The sequence below is a fragment of the Streptomyces sp. NPDC050806 genome (assembly GCF_055586425.1).
The window spans coordinates 289,522-304,436 of record NZ_JBVJIF010000001.1 but is presented as its reverse complement, the minus strand read 5'-3'; the positions used below and the strand labels follow the sequence as shown (position 1 = coordinate 304,436).

Genomic DNA, 14,915 nt, shown 5'->3' with positions numbered 1-14,915 from the left:
GACACTAGGCTTACCTCTCACTTTCCGGTGGGTGACATGGGGTGCGGGCGGCGGGCCGACCGGAGGGCGACGGCGGCCGCGGCGCCGAGCGCCGCCAGCACGCCCGCGGTGAACAGCCGGCCGTCGCGGGTGCTGACGGCGGGCCGCTGGGCGAGCGCTTCGGGCCGGGTGGCCGGCAGCGGCCCGTCGAGACCGAGCGCGAGCGCCTCGGCGAGATGCAGCGCGCGCCGCCCCGTACCGCCCTGCTCGATCTGGGTACGGCAGCTGAACCCGTCGGCGAGGACGATGTCGCTGGGCGCCGCGCCCCGTACGGCGGGCAGTACACCCAGCTCGCCGACGCTCATCGACAGGTCGTGGTGGCCGCGCTCGAAGCCGAAGTTGCCGGCCAGTCCGCAGCACCCCTCGTCCAGCACCTCGGCCTGGATGCCCGCCCGGCGCATCAGCTCCCGGTCGGCGTCGTCCTTGAGGACGGCGTGCTGGTGGCAGTGGGTCTGCACGGTGGCGTTGCGGGCGAGCCGGGGCGGCCGCCAGTCGCCGGGCGCGTGGTGGAGCAGCTGCTCGGCGAAGGTGCGGAACTGCCCGGCGAGCCGCCGGACATCCTCGTTCTCCGGCAGCAGCTCGGGCGCGTCGGCGCGGAAGACGGCCGCGCAGGACGGTTCCAGCCCGATCACCGGCGTACCGGCCGCCAGCCAGGGCCGCAGGACCTCCAGGGTGCGGCCGAGGACGTGCTTGGCGGTGCGCAGCTGCCCGGTGGAGATCCAGGTCAGCCCGCAGCACACGGCCCGGGTGGGCACGGCGACGCGGAAGCCCGCGTCCTCCAGCACACGCACCGCGGACTTGGCGATGCCCGGGTGGAAGTACGTGCTGAAGGTGTCGGGCCAGAGGAGGACCGTACGGGGGTCGGCAGGGTCGGGCTCCGGTGTGTGGCGCGCCCGCCACCACTGCACGAACGACTCCTCGGCGAAGACCGGCGCGGGGCGCTCCCCCGTGACACCGGCCGCGGCCTTGCCGAGCCGGCCGAGGCCGGGTGCGCCGAGTGCGGCGTTGACCAGCCGCGGGGCCGCGCGGGAGAGCCGGGCCCACAGCGGCAGCCAGCCCATGGAGTAGTGCGCGGCGGGCCGCAACCGTCCTTCGTAGTGGTGGGCGAGGAACTCGGCCTTGTACGTGGCCATGTCGACGCCGACCGGACAGTCGGACTTGCAGCCCTTGCAGGCCAGACAGAGGTCGAGGGCGTCCTTGACCTCTGTCGAGCGCCAGCCGTCGGTGACCGGCGAGTCGTGGTGCCCGCCGAGCATTTCGAACAGCAGCCGGGACCGGCCGCGGGTGGAGTGCTCCTCCTCACCGGTCGCCCGGTACGAGGGGCACATCACGCCCCCGGAGTGGGTACGGCAGTTGCCGATGCCGACGCAGCGCAGCACCGCGCGGGTGAAGGAGTGGTCGTCCTCGGGGTAGCCGAAGTGCGTGGTGCGGCTCTCGGGACGCCAGTCGGCGCCGAGCCGCAGGTTCTCGTCCACGCGGTGGGGCGCCACGACCTTGCCGGGGTTCATCCGGTCGTCCGGGTCGAACAGCGCCTTGAGCTCGCCGAACGCGGTGACCAGCCGGTCGCCGAACATCTTGGGCAGCAGTTCGCCGCGGGCCTGCCCGTCGCCGTGCTCGCCGGAGAGCGACCCGCCGTAGGAACCGACGAGGTCGGCGGCGCGGTGCAGGAACTCCCGGAAGGCGGCGATGCCGTCGGCGGTCCTCAGCTCGAAGGGGATGCGGGTGTGCACGCAGCCCTGCCCGAAGTGCCCGTAGAGGGACGGGTGGTCGTAGTCGAACTCAGCGAACAGTCGTTTGAGGTCGCGCAGGTAGTCGCCGAGCCTGTCCGGCGGTACGGCGGAGTCCTCCCAGCCCTCCCAGGTCTCCCGGCCGTCCGGGGGCCGCGCGGTCACGCCGAGCCCCGCCTCGCGGGCCTTGAGCATCTTCTGCTCGCGCGCGGGGTCGTCGGAGAAGGCCACGTCCGGGTCGCCCTCGCCGCGGTCGATCGCGTGCAGCAGGTCGCAGGCCTGCCCGTCGACGTCCTCCTGGTTGTCGCCGCTGAACTGCAGCAGCAGCCAGCTCTCGCCCTCGGGGAAGCGTTCGAGTGAGTCGAGGAAGGCGTGCTCCTCGCGCATGAGCTGGGCCATCCGCCCGTCCAGCGCCTCCAGCTGGGTGGGCCGGCAGTGCCTCAGCAGCCGGGGCACGTCGTCGGCCGCGGCGCAGATGTCGTCGTACCCGAGGACCAGTATCGCCTCGGCGGCCGGTACCGGTACCAGCTCCAGCTCCGCGTGCAGGACGGTGACCAGGGTGCCTTCGCTGCCGGTCAGCGCGCGGGCGAGGTGGAACTCGTTCTCCGGCAGCAGCGCGTCGAGGTTGTAGCCGGAGACCCGGCGCGGGATGCGCGGGTAGCCGCGCCGGATGTCGGCCATGTAGCGGTCGGCGATGCGGCGCAGCCCCTGGTACAGCTCTCCCTTGCGGCCGCCGGCGGCGACGGTCTCCTCGAACTCCGCGTCGGTGGTGGCTCCGGCCCACATCCGGGTGCCGTCGTAGGTGAGCACTTCCAGGCGGCGCACGTTGTCGGCGGTCTTGCCGTACGCCTGTGCCGAGGCGCCGCAGGAGTTGTTGCCGATCATGCCGCCGAGCGCGCAGTGGCTGTGCGTGGCCGGCTCGGGGCCGAACTTCAGGCCGTACTCCGCCAGCTTCCGGTTGAGTTCGTCGAGCACGATGCCCGGCTCGACGACACAGGTGCGGCGCTCGGGGTCGACCGAGACCAGGTGGTGGCAGTACTTCGTCCAGTCGATCACGACCGCGGTGTTGGTGCACTGGCCGCCCAGGCTGGTGCCGCCGCCCCGGGAGAGCACCGGAGCGCCGAACTCCGCGCAGACCGCGACGGCCTCGGCACCCGCCCGCACGTTCCGGGGAGCGACCACGCCGATGGGCACCTGCCGGTAGTTCGAGCCGTCGGTGGCGTACGCGCCCCGGCTGCCCGCGTCGAAACGCACCTCCCCCTCGACCCGCTCGCGCAGCGCCCGTTCCAGCGCCACCACATCCAGGTCCACGCCGTCGGGCATCGCGCTCTTGCGCTCGGTGAACGCCGCCCGCTCATCAGGCGCCATGGTCACCTCCTCGTCCGTCCCCGCCTCGGTACCGCCGTCGTCGCCGGGGCGCCAGGGCCGTGGCTACTTGCCGCGCCCGGTGACGAAGTCCCGCGCCCGGTCGACCAGCCCCGCGCCCGGGGCCAGCAGCTTGTTGGCGGGCGGGGTGCTGGGGGACTTGGGGTGCGGGCGGGTGGGCGCCGTCTTCTTCGCGCTGCGGATCTTCTCGCCGAGCGCGTCCAGTTCCTCCTGCGGGCAGGCGTCGCGCAGCTGCGGGAAGAGGTGGTTCTCCTCGTCCCTGAGGTGTGCGGTCACCTCGGTGCGGAGCTTGACGATGAGATGGCTGAAGTCGAGGTGCCCGGCCCCGGTCTTCTCCAGGGCCTTCAGCAGCGATTCGACCCGGCCGTGGTCGGCGATCTCCTTGTCGGCGAGCGCGTCGCCCTCCGGGAGGTGCTTGCGCACGGCGGGGTAGAGGTGCTGTTCCTCGGCCACGGAGTGCCGGACCAGCTGGATCGTCAGCTCGTCGGCCAGGCGCTTGCGCTCCTCCGACCCGGGTACGGCGCCCTCGATGCGGCCGAAGAGCTCCGTCACCTCTCGGTGGTCGGTGGTCAGTTCCTCGATGACGTCGCCGCCGTGCCCCATGAGTGCTGCCACCTTTCGCCGAAGCGGCGCGACCGGTCCTTCCGGGCGCCCCCGGACGAGTTCCCGATACCTCGGGGGCGTAACGCCGCAACTCGACCGACCGGAAAGGATTGGGCCGAACAGGCCACTTTCCGCACAAGGAGGGTGCCTCGGCACAAGGCGGTGTGCCTCGGCGCAAGGATGCGCGCCGGGCCGGCTCGACGGTTACCGGCCCGGCGCCTCCCATCCCATGGACCCCATGGCCCGGCGTCCGGGTCCCATGCCGCGGCGGGGTCAAACCTCCTCCTGCCGAAAATTCCCCGGTACCGGCAGGCCAGGGTGGTGCGGGAGGGACTCGTCAGACGGTGGGGGTCAGGTCGGCCCGGCCGAACAGCAGGGCGTATCCGCGGGGCAGCTGCGCCAGCACCCGCTCCAGCAGCTCCGCACCGAGGTGGGCGCCGACGGCGGTGAGGACGGTGCTGGTGTCCCAGCGCGCGGTCGCGTGCGTGGCGCCCTCCGTGCGGGCCGCCACCCGGTCCACGAACGCACTGGCGGTCCGGCGCCGCTCGTCCCGCACCGCCCCCGCGACAATCGCCGCGGTCTCGGGCGGCAGGGCGCCGAGGAACGCGACGCGCTCCTCGCCGGTGAGCTGTCCCGCGAAGGCCGCCAGCACCTCCCGGACCGCCCGCTCGGCCTCCACCGCGGTCCGGTAGCGCCCCGAAGTCCGCACCGCCGCGAGCAGGTCGCCGCCCATGCTGCCGCCCTTCTCTGCTTCCCCTCCATCGTCCGGCACCGGGCGGAACCCGCAACACCGGGCGCCGGCCCCGCAGGCCCCGCACCCGCCCCTCCGTACGGGCGCATCACCGGCCCGGCAGGCTTCGGTCCCGGCCGGGAGGGGCACCCGTCCCCGCATGTTCCACACTTCAGACCTTCCCGGCATCGACGAGTCGTACTGGATGGCCAGCGCGGACACCACGTCGTACGTTCCGCTGACCGAGGACACCGACGCCGACGTGACGGTGATCGGGGGCGGCATCGCGGGGCTCTGCACGGCATGGGAGCTGTCGAGAGCGGGCCGGCGTGTCGTCGTCCTCGAAGCGGACCGGATCGCCGCGGGCGTCACCGGCTACACCACGGCCAAGCTCTCGTCGCTGCACACCCTGGTCTACGACCGGCTGCGCCGCACCCGCGGCAGCGGCGCCGCGCTGCAGTACGCCGTCTCGCAGCAGGGCGCGGTCGAGCGGGTCGCCGAGGTCGCGCAGGAGCTGGGCATCGACTGCGAGCTGGAACGGTTTCCCGCCTTCACCTACGTCCGCGACCCGGCCGGCACCGACCAGCTGCGCGCCGAGGCCGACGCCGCGCGGGAAGCGGGCCTGCCCGCCTCGTACGTCACCAGGACGGAGCTGCCGTTCGACGTGGCCGGTGCCGTGCGGGTCGAGGACCAGATCCTCTTCCACCCCCGCAAGTACCTGCTGGCGCTCGCCGAGGACCTGCGGAGGCACGGCGGCGCGGTGTACGAGCGCACGCGCGCCACCGGGCTGCACGAGGGCTCGCCGTGCCGGGTGTCCACCGAGACCGGCGCGACGGTGACCTCCCGCGAGGTGGTCGTCGCCACCCACTACCCGGTGTTCGACCGGGCCCTGCTGTTCACCCGGCTGGCGCCACGCCGGGAACTGGTGGTGGCCGCGCCCATCGAGACCGGCCGGGACATCGGCGGGATGTACATCACCGAGGAGGAGGGGAAGCGCTCGGTGCGCACCGCCCCGTACGGCGAGGACCGGCGGCTGCTCGTCGTCACCGGCGAGACCTTCACCCCCGGCGCGGGCGGCACCATCGAGCGGTTCAAGAAGCTCGCCGACTGGACGGTGCGGAACTTCCCCGGCACCGAGGTCGCCTACCGGTGGGCCGCCCAGGACAACGACTCCACCGACACGGTGCCGCTGGTCGGGCCCTTCCACCCCGGCGCCCGGCACACCTACGTGGCGACCGGCTTCGGCGGCTGGGGGCTGAGCGGCGGCGTGATGGCGGGCCGCCTCATCGCCGGGCTGATCACCGGGGACCCGCCCCCGTGGACCGGGCTGTACGACCCGCGGCGGCTGTGGGGCCCGGTCCGCGAGGCGCCCGCTTTCCTCAGCCACCAGGCGAAGGTCGGCAAGCACTTCATCGGCGACCGGCTGCACACCACGCACGTCGACTCCGTCGCGGACATCCCGCCGGGCACCGGCGCGGTGGTCCGGGTGGGCGGCCGGCGCTGCGCGGTGTACCGGGACGAGGAGGGCACGGTGCAGGCGGTGTCGGCCCGCTGCACCCACCTGGGCTGTCTGGTCGCCTTCAACGCGGCGGAGACGGCGTGGGAGTGCCCCTGCCACGGGTCCCGCTTCGGCACGGAGGGCACGGTACTGCAGGGTCCGGCGCTGCACCCGCTGGAGCAGCTCGACGTCGGCTCCGACGTGTAACGCGCGGCGCGCGGGGAACCCAGCACGGGCACCGTCCGTCCGCCTCGCCGGCCTCGTGCACGCAGAGAGGAAACAGCTGATGAGCAGTGCTTCCCAGCGGCGGGTCGTGGTGACCGGCGCCACCGGAAACGTCGGCACCAGTGTGGTCCGTGTGCTGAGCGAGGACCCGGGGATCGACGAGGTCCACTGCATCGCGCGCCGGATGCCGCGCAGTTCGCCGGAGAAGACCACTTGGACCGCGGCCGACATCGCGGACGAGGAGTACGACCTCGCCGCCGACTTCGCCGGCGCGTCCGCCGTGGTCCACCTCGCGTGGGCCTTCCAGCCGACCCACCGCCCGCCGGAGACCTGGCGCACCAATGTGCTCGGCAGCATGCGCGTCTTCGAGGCGGCGGCCACGGCCGGGGTGCCCGCGCTGGTCCACGCCTCGTCGGTCGGCGCCTACTCCCCCGGTCCGAAGGACCACAAGGTGGCCGAGGACTGGCCGACCCACGGCTGGCCGGACGCCGCGTACTGCCGCGAGAAGGCGTATCTGGAACGGGTCCTGGACGGCTTCGAGCGCGCCCACCCCGACATGCGCGTGGTCCGCATGCGCCCGGGGTTCCTCTTCAAGGAGGAGTCGGCCTCCGAGCAGCGGCGCATCTTCGGCGGCATCGCGACACCCGCGCGGGTCGGCAAGCTGGCCCGGCCCGGGCTGCTGCCGTTCCTGCCGGACATCCCGGGGCTGCGCTTCCAGGTGCTGCACACCGACGACGCGGCCCGCGCCTACCGGCTGGCCGTCCTCGGCGAGGCCCGCGGCGCCTTCAACCTCGCGGCCGAGCCGCCGGTGGACATGCCCTTCCTCGCCCGGCTGCTGAAGGCCCGTACGGTACGGGTGCCCGCGGCGGCCGCCCGCGCCGCGCTGGGCGCCGGCTGGCGGCTGCGGCTGGTGGGTGCCTCGCCGCATCTCTTCGACGCGGTACTGGGACTGCCGCTGATGGACTGCCGCCGGGCGCGCGAGGAGCTGGGCTGGCGGCCGGAACGCACCGCGACCGAGGCGGTCGACGCGCTGCTCAGCGGCCTGCGCAACGCGAGCGGAGCGCCCACGCCACCGCTGGCGACCCGGCCGAAGACCGCCTGACGGGCGAGGTGCGCGGGGCCGCTCTCCGGGCCGCTGCGCCGTTGGGCCGAACTTGATCGTTCACGAGTTTCCCGGTGCGGGGTGACGGGCACTCCGGGAGCGCCGCGGGCCGGTCACCGCGCCGCTGTGCGCGCCGCGGACGGTCCCGGCGGCACGCGGCCCATCAGTACCGAACCTCTGGAGGAAGAGATGGCCGACAAGGGGAGCGGGCCGGACAGCCCGCTGCGCGACGACGAGGCGAAGAAGCGCCTGGAGGGCGAGCTGCGGGCCAATCGTGGCATCCGGATGGAGGAGGAGCACGAGCCCGAGCCCGCGGGTGAGGACCAGCCCGCGGTGCGGCGCTCCCCCGAGGGCGCCTTCGAGGGCGGCACACCGCCGGGCATGACCGGGGACGACGTGGAGATCCGCTCGGACCTGGCCCGCCACCTCGACCCCAGCATCTACCCCGCCGACCGGGCCACGGTGCTGGAGTCCCTGCGCGGCAACAACGCGCCCGACAGCGTCCTGGCGCGGGCCGAGCACCTCCCCGGCGGGCAGCCGTTCGCCAACGTCCAGGACATCGCGCGGGCGCTCGGCCTGGGCGTCGAGGAACGGCGGACCTGACCCGGACCGGCGGACACCTCGCGCCGACCGCCGCGGCGGCCTTCCCCGGGCAGGAGTGCGCCGGGCCGGATCTCCCTTCCGGCCCGGCGCTTTCCCATCTCCCAGTGGCCGGCAGCTCGGCCGGGGTGCCGGGTGCCACACTCCCGCGCGCCCAAACCACCCCCTCCCCGGACCGCCGTACGGCGCACGCCGGGATGCGGCCGCCGCCCGTACGGGGTGCGATGGGGCGGAGGAGGTGGCGGTACGTGGCACACGCGGTCTGGTCCGGTGCGCTCTCGTTCGGGCTGGTCGCCCTGCCGGTGCAGCTGGTGACCGCGACGGAGAGCCACACGGTCCACTTCCACCAGCTGGAGCGCGGCACCTCCGACCGGGTGCGCAACAAACGCGTCAACGAACGCACCGGCAAGGAAGTCCGGTACGACGACATCGTCAAGGGCTGGGACGCCGGGGACGAGTACGTGCTCGTCGAGCCGGAGGAGCTGGACGAGATCGCGCCGGGCCGGTCCAAGTCGCTGGAGATCTCCGGCTTCGTCGACCTCGACGCGGTGGAGCCGATCTACTTCGACAAGACGTACTACCTCGCGCCCAAGAGCAAGGAGTACGCCAAGGTCTACGGCCTGCTGCGGGAGGCGCTGGCGCGGGCGAACAAGGCGGGCATCGCCACCTTCGTGATGCGCAACCGCGAGTACCTCGTCGCCGTGAAGGCCGAGGACGACATCCTGGCCCTGCACACGCTGCACTGGGCCGACGAGGTGCGCGACCCGCACGAGGAGCTGCCGACGCTGCCGGGGCGCACCAAGCCCGACAAGAAGGAGCTGGACACCGCGGTGGCGCTGGTCGACGCGCTGACCGTCGAGTGGGATCCGGCGGAGTACCGGGACACGTACCAGGAGAAGGTGCGCCGGCTCATCGAGGCCAAACGTACCGGCGAGTCGGTGGACAAGGCCGAGCCCGCTCCGGAGCCGACCAACGTCATCGACCTGCGCGAGGCCCTCCAGGCCAGCGTGGACCGCGCGAAGGACCGCCGGAAGTCCGGTGGGAAGGCGAAAACCGGGGGAAAGGCGAAATCCGGGGGGACACGGAAGTCCGACCGGGGCCGGGGGTCCGGCCGGGACGGCCTCGACGGACTCACCAGGACGGAGCTGTACCGGCGGGCCACCGACGCCGGCGTATCCGGCCGCTCATCGATGAGCCGGGACGAACTGATCGAGGCCCTCTCCGGCAGCGGCTCGAAGAACTCCCGCCGTAGTAAAGCCTCCTGACGGTACATCACCTTTACTGACGGCGCTTCGGCCGGAACACCCGGCACGCCGGCCGACAGGCCTCACCCCGTCATCGGGCCGCCCGGCAGGATCGGCGACCGGGCGTCACCCGGGAGACACGGGGCGGAACCCGAGACCGACGGGTTTCCTTTCGTCCCGGGGCGGTACCCGGTGCCTCATGGACTTCCCTGCGGAGGCTCCCGGACGGAGAACCCCGATCGGGGTGGCCTCATGACGAACACACCGGACGAAGGCGACCGGCGGGCCGCCAAGAAGCCCCCGGCACTGCCCGAGCTGATGCGCGCGGCACGAGCCCAGCTCGCCGAACTCACCGGACTCCAGCCGGAGACCGTCACCCGGTTCGAGAGGACCGAGGACGGCTGGCTGCTGGAGGCGGAGGTGCTGGAGCTGGCCAGGGTGCCCGACACGATGAGTCTCATGGCGCTCTACGAGCTGGTCCTGGACCACGAGGGCCAGCTCACGGGGTACCGGCGCGTCGGCCGTTACGAACGAGCGAAAGGACACCAGTGACATGACCGTGGTTCCCGCTCAGCAGGAGAACGGCCGGGGAGGAGGCGGCTCCAGCGGCCTGTACGACGTCCTCGAACTCGTACTGGACCGCGGCCTGGTGATCGACGCCTTTGTGCGTGTCTCCCTGGTCGGCATCGAAATCCTCAAGATCGACGTACGTGTCGTGGTCGCGAGTGTGGACACGTACCTCCGCTTCGCCGAGGCCTGCAACCGGCTCGACCTGGAGTCCGGGCCGAAGAAGGACCCCGGCCTCCCCGGCCTGGTCGGCGAGATCACCGAATCCGGGGCCCGCGGCAAGAGCAAGGGCGCCCTCTCCGGCGCCGCGGAGACCTTCGCCGACGCCATCGGCCAGGGCCGGGAAGCGGCCGGCGGACGGAACGGATCGTCCGCGCCGGACGGCGAGGAAGCCCCGCGCCGCACCCGGCGCACCACCAGCTCCCGCAAGAAGGAGGAGAGCTGATGACCACGTACGTCTACGGCATAGCGCACGCCGAACACCCCACGCCCGAGCAGCAGGTGCTGGGCGTCGGTGACCCGCCCCGCCCGGTGCGCATCGTGCGGGCCGGCGAGCTGGCCGCCGTGGTCAGCGACTGCCCCGACGGGCTGCGCCCCAAGCGCCGCGATCTGCTGGCCCACCAGCACGTCCTGACCGAGATGGGCAGCACGGGGGCGGTGCTGCCGCTGCGCTTCGGCTCGCTCTCGACGGACGACGACGCGGTGCGCGGGGCGCTCGGCGAACACACCGAGCACTACAAGACGCAGCTGGCCGAGCTGGCCGGCCGCGTGGAGTTCAACGTCAAGGCGGCGCATCGCGAGGAAGCCGTGCTGCGGCTCGTCGTCGACGACGAGCCGGAGGTCCGCCGCCTCACGGAGGCCCTCCAGTCCGCCGGCGGCGGCAGCTACCCCGAGCGGGTACGGCTGGGCGAGCTGGTGGCCAACGGCGTACGGGCCCGCGAGGTGCGCGACGCCCACACGGTCGAACACACGCTGACACCCCTGGCGGAGCAGTCGGCGCCCGGCCCCGAGGGCTCGGGCTGGCTGGTCAACCTCTCCTTCCTGCTGCCGCGCTCGGACACCGCGTCCTTCGCCGAGGCGGCACACCGGCTCGCCGAGGCGCAGCCGCACCTGGAGCTGCTGGTGAACGGCCCGCTCCCGCCGTACAGCTTCGTCCGCCCGGCCCACTCGGCCGCGGGCGGGGAGCTTCGGGAGCGGACTCCGGAAGGGTCGGGCCGGGGCTGATGGGTCTGCTCAAGGAATTGCTGCTGCTGCCCGCCGCCCCCGTGCGCGGCACCGCGTGGGTGCTGCGCCAGGTCGTGGCGGAGGCGGAGCGGCAGTACTACGACCCGCAGGTCGTTCAGAAGGAACTCCGGGCGCTGGCACGGCAGTTGGACGACGGCCTGATCGACGAGGCCGAGTTCGACCGGCGTGAGGACGAGCTGCTGGACCGGCTCGCGGTGGCACGGGGACAGGCACCGCGAGGACCGGCACCGGCACAACGGACATCGCAAGGACAGGCATCACACGGCCAACGGGAAATACGAGGAGACGGGTGAGATGAACAACCGGGCGGCACTGGCATTGGCCGTCGCCGGAGGATACGCACTGGGCCGCACGAAGAAGATGAAACTCGCGCTCAGCGTCGGCGGCATGGTCCTGGGACGGCGACTGCAACTTGATCCGCAGCGGCTGCTGAGCCTGGTCGACGAACGGCTCAAGGCTGACCCGCAACTCTCGGAGCTGCGCGACCAGTTGCGGAACGACCTGAGCGGCGTGGGCCGCGCGGCGGCGGGCGCGTTCGTCAACCGCCGCATCGACGGGCTGGCGAGCAGCCTCCACGAACGCACCCTCGGCGTCCAGGACCGGATCGCCGGCGGCACGCTCCCGCAGCAGCGGGACGACGACGCCGAGCAGGCACCGGACCGGGAGCCCGAGGACGCGGACCGCACGGCGGACGGCGAAGCCGGGGGCGACGAGCCGGAGGAGGAGCGCACACCGGCCGGGAACCGCACGCCGCGCAAGCCGCGCAAGCAGGCCGCCGGCAAGGCGACCGCTGCCCGGCGCCCCGCGCGGGCCGCGGCGAAGGGCGGTACGAAGGCCGTGAGCAGGTCCGGCACCAAGGCCACGGGCAGGTCCGGGACCAGGACGGGCACCGGGTCTGGTGGCAAGGCCGGCACCCGGACGACGGGCGGTACCCGGTCGTCTTCCGGCCGGAGCCGGGAGCGCAGCGATGGCTGACGACAAGGGCGGTGGCACCGCCACTCAACTGAAGGACACCATCGTCAACGGCCCGGCGACCGACCGGCTCAAGGAGGAGGCCGCCGCGTTCGCCGCGGCCCAGGCCCAGCGGCTGCTGATCGCCGGCGGCAGGAAGCTGGGCTCCGCCACCACCCGGCTGCAGGACATGGCCGAGGGCAACGGCCCCGGCCTCGGCCGGATGGTGCTGGACGGCGGCCGTCGCCTCGCCGAGGGCGAGGGGCCGTTGCGGGCGGCCGTCGGCGCCGGTGCGACCGGCGCGAAGGAGCGCATCAAGGAGACGCTGCGGAAGGTGGGCGGCGGCACCCGGACGGGCACCGGACAGGGCAAGTTCGTCACCGTCGTCGAGGACACGGACGTCGGGGTGCCGGTGCGCACCGCGTACGACCAGTGGACGCAGTTCCAGGAGTTCAGCTCCTTCGCCAAGGGCGTGCAGAACGTGGACCGCACCGACGACACCACGTCCAACTGGCGCGCCAAGGTCTTCTGGTCCACCCGCAGCTGGCAGGCGAGCGTCACCGAGCAGCTGCCGGACCGGCGCATCGCCTGGACGGCGCAGGGGGCGAAGGCGTCCCTCAAGGGGGTCGTCACCTTCCACGAGCTGGCGCCGGAGCTGACCCGCGTCCTGCTGGTCATCGAGTACTACCCGAAGGGCCTCTTCGAGCGGACCGGCAATCTCTGGCGCGCGCAGGGGCGGCGGGCGCGGCTGGACCTGAAGCACTTCCGCCGCTTCGTGATGCTGCGCGGCGAGCCGACCGGCAGCTGGCGCGGGGAGATCCGCGACGGTGAGGTCGTCGAGTCCCACGAGGACGCGGTGGACCGCGAGGAGGAACAGGAGCCGGAGTCGCCCGACGCGGCAGCGGACGAGCGGGACGAGCAGGACGCGCCCGCGGAACCGGCGGACCAGGACGCCCCGGAGGACTCCGAGGACCTGGAGGAGCCGGAAGAGGCCTACGACGACGAGGAGTTCGGCGACGAGGAAGCCGGCGACGAGGAGGAGTACGCCGACGAGGAGCCGGAGGCGTACGAGGACGAGGACGCCGACGCTGAGGATGCTGACGCCGAGGCCGAGGCCGAGGAGTACGAGGACGAGCCCGAGCCGGAACGGGTGAGGTGAGCACGCGCCCCATGTCGTATCCCGCAACCGGCGCCGGCGGCGCCAACCTGGCCGACATCCTCGAACGCGTCCTGGACCGGGGCGTGGTGATCGTCGGTGACATCCGCATCAACCTGCTCGACATCGAACTCCTGACCATCAAGCTGCGGCTGATCGTGGCGTCGGTGGAACGTGCCGAAGAGATGGGCATCGACTGGTGGCGGGACGACCCGTCGCTGTCGGCCGGCGCCCGCCGCCGAGAGCTGGACCGGGAGGACCGGGAGCAGCGGGAACTGGCCCGGGAGAACGCCGAGCTGCGCGAACGCATCGCCGCCCTGGAGGGCCGGCGGGACGCCCTGGAGGACGGAAAGGAAGAGGCACCGTGACCACGCCTCACGACAACGGCGGGCTGATGTACGCCTACGCCGTTCTCCGGAGCGGCGCGCGGCCGCCCGGCGGCCTGCTCGGCATCGGGGACGCGCCCGTGCACACCGTGGCCGAGGGGCCGCTGGCGGCGCTGGTCTCCACGGTGCCCGCGGCCGAGTTCGACCAGCCGCAGGTCCGCGAACGCCTGGAGGACCTGGCGTGGCTGGAATCCACCGCGCGGGCGCACCGCCGGGTCGTGGACGAGACCGCGGCGGAGGTCGGCGTGCTGCCGCTGCGGCTGGTCACGGTGTACCACGACGAGGACTCCGTCCGGGCCGTGCTGGCCGCGAACGCGGAGCGGTTCGAACTGCTGCTGGCGCGGCTGGACGGCCGGCTGGAGTGGGGCGTGAAGGCGTACGCCCGCGCCTCGGAGGACTCCCGGCCGGCGGCGGGCCACGAGTCCGCCGCGCGGCCGGCGGCCGGCGCGGAGTCCGGCCGGGATTTCCTGCGGCGGCGGCTGCGCGACCGGAAGGTCCGGGACACCGCACGGCAGGAGTCCGACGGGCTGGCGCGGGCGGTGCACGACACGCTGACGCAGGCCGCGGAGGAGAGCCGGCTGCACCGCCCGCAGGACCCGCGGCTGGCCGAGGCCGTCGCCGCGTCCGGCGCGGCCGATGCCGACGGCCACGCGCCCGCCGGGACCCGCGCCGCCGTGACCCGCGGCGCGAACCTCCTGAACGGCGCCTACCTGGTCCGCCGCGAGCAGGCCGGGGAGTTCGCCGAGCGGGTCGGGGAGCTGGCGGCCCGCTCCCCCGCCCTGCGGATCGAGCTGACGGGTCCGTGGGCGCCGTACTCCTTCACCGATCTGCCGGAGGAGGCACCATGAGCACCCCCTCCCCCAGCACTCCCGTGGCCCTGATCGATCTGCTGGACCGGCTGCTGGCCGGGGGCGTGGTGATCGCCGGGGACCTGACCCTGCGCATCGCCGACGTGGACCTGGTGCGGGTGGACCTGCGGGCCCTGATCAGCTCGGTCAACGAGAACGTGCCGTCGCCGTTCGCCGGGCTCGCCCCTGAGGAGCCGGCCGGGTCGGATCCGCCCCGGGTGACGGGCCGCGCGCGGGCCGCCGCCACGGTACGGGTCGAGGAGGCGGTGCGGCCGTGAGCAGGCGGGTGGAGCTGGACGAGGAGAGCGTCGAGCGGGATCTCGTACGGCTCGTGCTGACCGTCGTCGAGCTGCTGCATCAGCTCATGGAGCGGCAGGCGCTGCGCCGTGTCGACCAGGGCGACCTCTCCGACGACCAGGAGGAGCGCATCGGCATGACGCTGATGCTGCTGGAGCGCCGGATGGACGAGCTGTGCACGCGGTACGACGTGGGGCGCGACGAGCTGAACCTCGACCTGGGCCCGCTCGGCTCGCTGCTGCCGCGGGAGGAGGACCGGTAGGAGGCGCACCGGTGAGAGACCGGTGACGGGAAAGCTCCGTGGCGCCCGG

17 protein-coding genes are annotated in these 14,915 nt (G+C 73.3%); 14 read left to right on the top strand and 3 right to left on the bottom strand.

What is annotated here, in order from left to right; all coding sequences use genetic code 11:
* Nucleotides 1-17: 17 nt before the first annotated feature.
* From ACZ6WH_RS01365 to ACZ6WH_RS01355, 3 genes are all read right to left on the bottom strand, one after another.
* Nucleotides 18-3,089 (bottom strand): FAD-binding and (Fe-S)-binding domain-containing protein, encoded by a 3,072-nt coding sequence (locus ACZ6WH_RS01365; RefSeq protein ID WP_469726205.1) that lies wholly within the window; start codon nucleotides 3,087-3,089, stop codon nucleotides 18-20.
* A gap of 108 nt (nucleotides 3,090-3,197) precedes the next feature.
* On the bottom strand, nucleotides 3,198-3,755 hold the full coding sequence (locus ACZ6WH_RS01360; protein WP_469725110.1) for a hemerythrin domain-containing protein: 558 nt from the start codon (nucleotides 3,753-3,755) through the stop codon (nucleotides 3,198-3,200).
* 337 nt (nucleotides 3,756-4,092) lie between these two features.
* Nucleotides 4,093-4,488: a DUF2267 domain-containing protein gene (locus tag ACZ6WH_RS01355; protein ID WP_469725109.1), complete on the bottom strand. Its 396-nt coding sequence runs from the start codon at nucleotides 4,486-4,488 to the stop codon at nucleotides 4,093-4,095.
* Nucleotides 4,489-4,645: 157 nt separating this feature from the next.
* On the opposite strand from ACZ6WH_RS01355, the gene ACZ6WH_RS01350 reads away from it, so the two are divergent.
* From ACZ6WH_RS01350 to ACZ6WH_RS01285, 14 genes are all read left to right on the top strand, one after another.
* Nucleotides 4,646-6,190 carry an FAD-dependent oxidoreductase gene (locus ACZ6WH_RS01350; protein ID WP_469725107.1) on the top strand — a complete coding sequence of 515 codons (1,545 nt, stop codon included), beginning with the start codon at nucleotides 4,646-4,648 and terminating at the stop codon, nucleotides 6,188-6,190.
* Between the two features lie 79 nt (nucleotides 6,191-6,269).
* Nucleotides 6,270-7,310 carry an SDR family oxidoreductase gene (locus tag ACZ6WH_RS01345; RefSeq protein WP_469725106.1) on the top strand — a complete coding sequence of 347 codons (1,041 nt, stop codon included), beginning with the start codon at nucleotides 6,270-6,272 and terminating at the stop codon, nucleotides 7,308-7,310.
* Nucleotides 7,311-7,499: 189 nt separating this feature from the next.
* The gene (locus ACZ6WH_RS01340; RefSeq protein WP_469725105.1) at nucleotides 7,500-7,913 is read left to right on the top strand and encodes a DUF2795 domain-containing protein; all 414 of its coding nucleotides are present in this window, start codon (nucleotides 7,500-7,502) and stop codon (nucleotides 7,911-7,913) included.
* A 245-nt stretch (nucleotides 7,914-8,158) separates the two neighbouring features.
* Nucleotides 8,159-9,175 carry a non-homologous end joining protein Ku gene (gene ku, locus ACZ6WH_RS01335; RefSeq protein WP_469725104.1) on the top strand — a complete coding sequence of 339 codons (1,017 nt, stop codon included), beginning with the start codon at nucleotides 8,159-8,161 and terminating at the stop codon, nucleotides 9,173-9,175.
* Nucleotides 9,176-9,406: 231 nt separating this feature from the next.
* Nucleotides 9,407-9,706 (top strand): gas vesicle protein GvpO, encoded by a 300-nt coding sequence (locus ACZ6WH_RS01330; protein ID WP_469725103.1) that lies wholly within the window; start codon nucleotides 9,407-9,409, stop codon nucleotides 9,704-9,706.
* Between the two features lies 1 nt (nucleotide 9,707).
* Nucleotides 9,708-10,166 (top strand): gas vesicle structural protein GvpA, encoded by a 459-nt coding sequence (locus ACZ6WH_RS01325; protein WP_432850593.1) that lies wholly within the window; start codon nucleotides 9,708-9,710, stop codon nucleotides 10,164-10,166.
* Nucleotides 10,166-10,945, top strand: coding sequence for a GvpL/GvpF family gas vesicle protein (locus ACZ6WH_RS01320; protein ID WP_469725102.1), 780 nt, complete (start codon nucleotides 10,166-10,168; stop codon nucleotides 10,943-10,945). The genes ACZ6WH_RS01325 and ACZ6WH_RS01320 overlap by 1 nt, the downstream gene beginning before the upstream one ends.
* Nucleotides 10,945-11,259 (top strand): gas vesicle protein GvpG, encoded by a 315-nt coding sequence (locus tag ACZ6WH_RS01315; protein WP_469725101.1) that lies wholly within the window; start codon nucleotides 10,945-10,947, stop codon nucleotides 11,257-11,259. The genes ACZ6WH_RS01320 and ACZ6WH_RS01315 overlap by 1 nt, the downstream gene beginning before the upstream one ends.
* A gap of 1 nt (nucleotide 11,260) precedes the next feature.
* Nucleotides 11,261-11,941: a DNA primase gene (locus tag ACZ6WH_RS01310; protein WP_469725099.1), complete on the top strand. Its 681-nt coding sequence runs from the start codon at nucleotides 11,261-11,263 to the stop codon at nucleotides 11,939-11,941.
* On the top strand, nucleotides 11,934-13,076 hold the full coding sequence (locus ACZ6WH_RS01305) for an SRPBCC family protein (RefSeq protein WP_469725098.1): 1,143 nt from the start codon (nucleotides 11,934-11,936) through the stop codon (nucleotides 13,074-13,076). The genes ACZ6WH_RS01310 and ACZ6WH_RS01305 overlap by 8 nt, the downstream gene beginning before the upstream one ends.
* 11 nt (nucleotides 13,077-13,087) lie before the next feature.
* On the top strand, nucleotides 13,088-13,441 hold the full coding sequence (locus tag ACZ6WH_RS01300; RefSeq protein WP_469725097.1) for a gas vesicle protein: 354 nt from the start codon (nucleotides 13,088-13,090) through the stop codon (nucleotides 13,439-13,441).
* Nucleotides 13,438-14,307, top strand: coding sequence for a GvpL/GvpF family gas vesicle protein (locus tag ACZ6WH_RS01295; RefSeq protein WP_469725096.1), 870 nt, complete (start codon nucleotides 13,438-13,440; stop codon nucleotides 14,305-14,307). The genes ACZ6WH_RS01300 and ACZ6WH_RS01295 overlap by 4 nt, the downstream gene beginning before the upstream one ends.
* Nucleotides 14,304-14,585: a gas vesicle protein gene (locus ACZ6WH_RS01290; RefSeq protein ID WP_469725095.1), complete on the top strand. Its 282-nt coding sequence runs from the start codon at nucleotides 14,304-14,306 to the stop codon at nucleotides 14,583-14,585. The genes ACZ6WH_RS01295 and ACZ6WH_RS01290 overlap by 4 nt, the downstream gene beginning before the upstream one ends.
* Entirely contained in the window at nucleotides 14,582-14,866 is a 285-nt protein-coding gene (locus ACZ6WH_RS01285) for a gas vesicle protein K (RefSeq protein WP_361562138.1), read from the top strand. Before ACZ6WH_RS01290 ends, ACZ6WH_RS01285 begins: the two co-directional genes overlap by 4 nt.
* The last annotated feature ends 49 nt before the right edge of the window (nucleotides 14,867-14,915 follow it).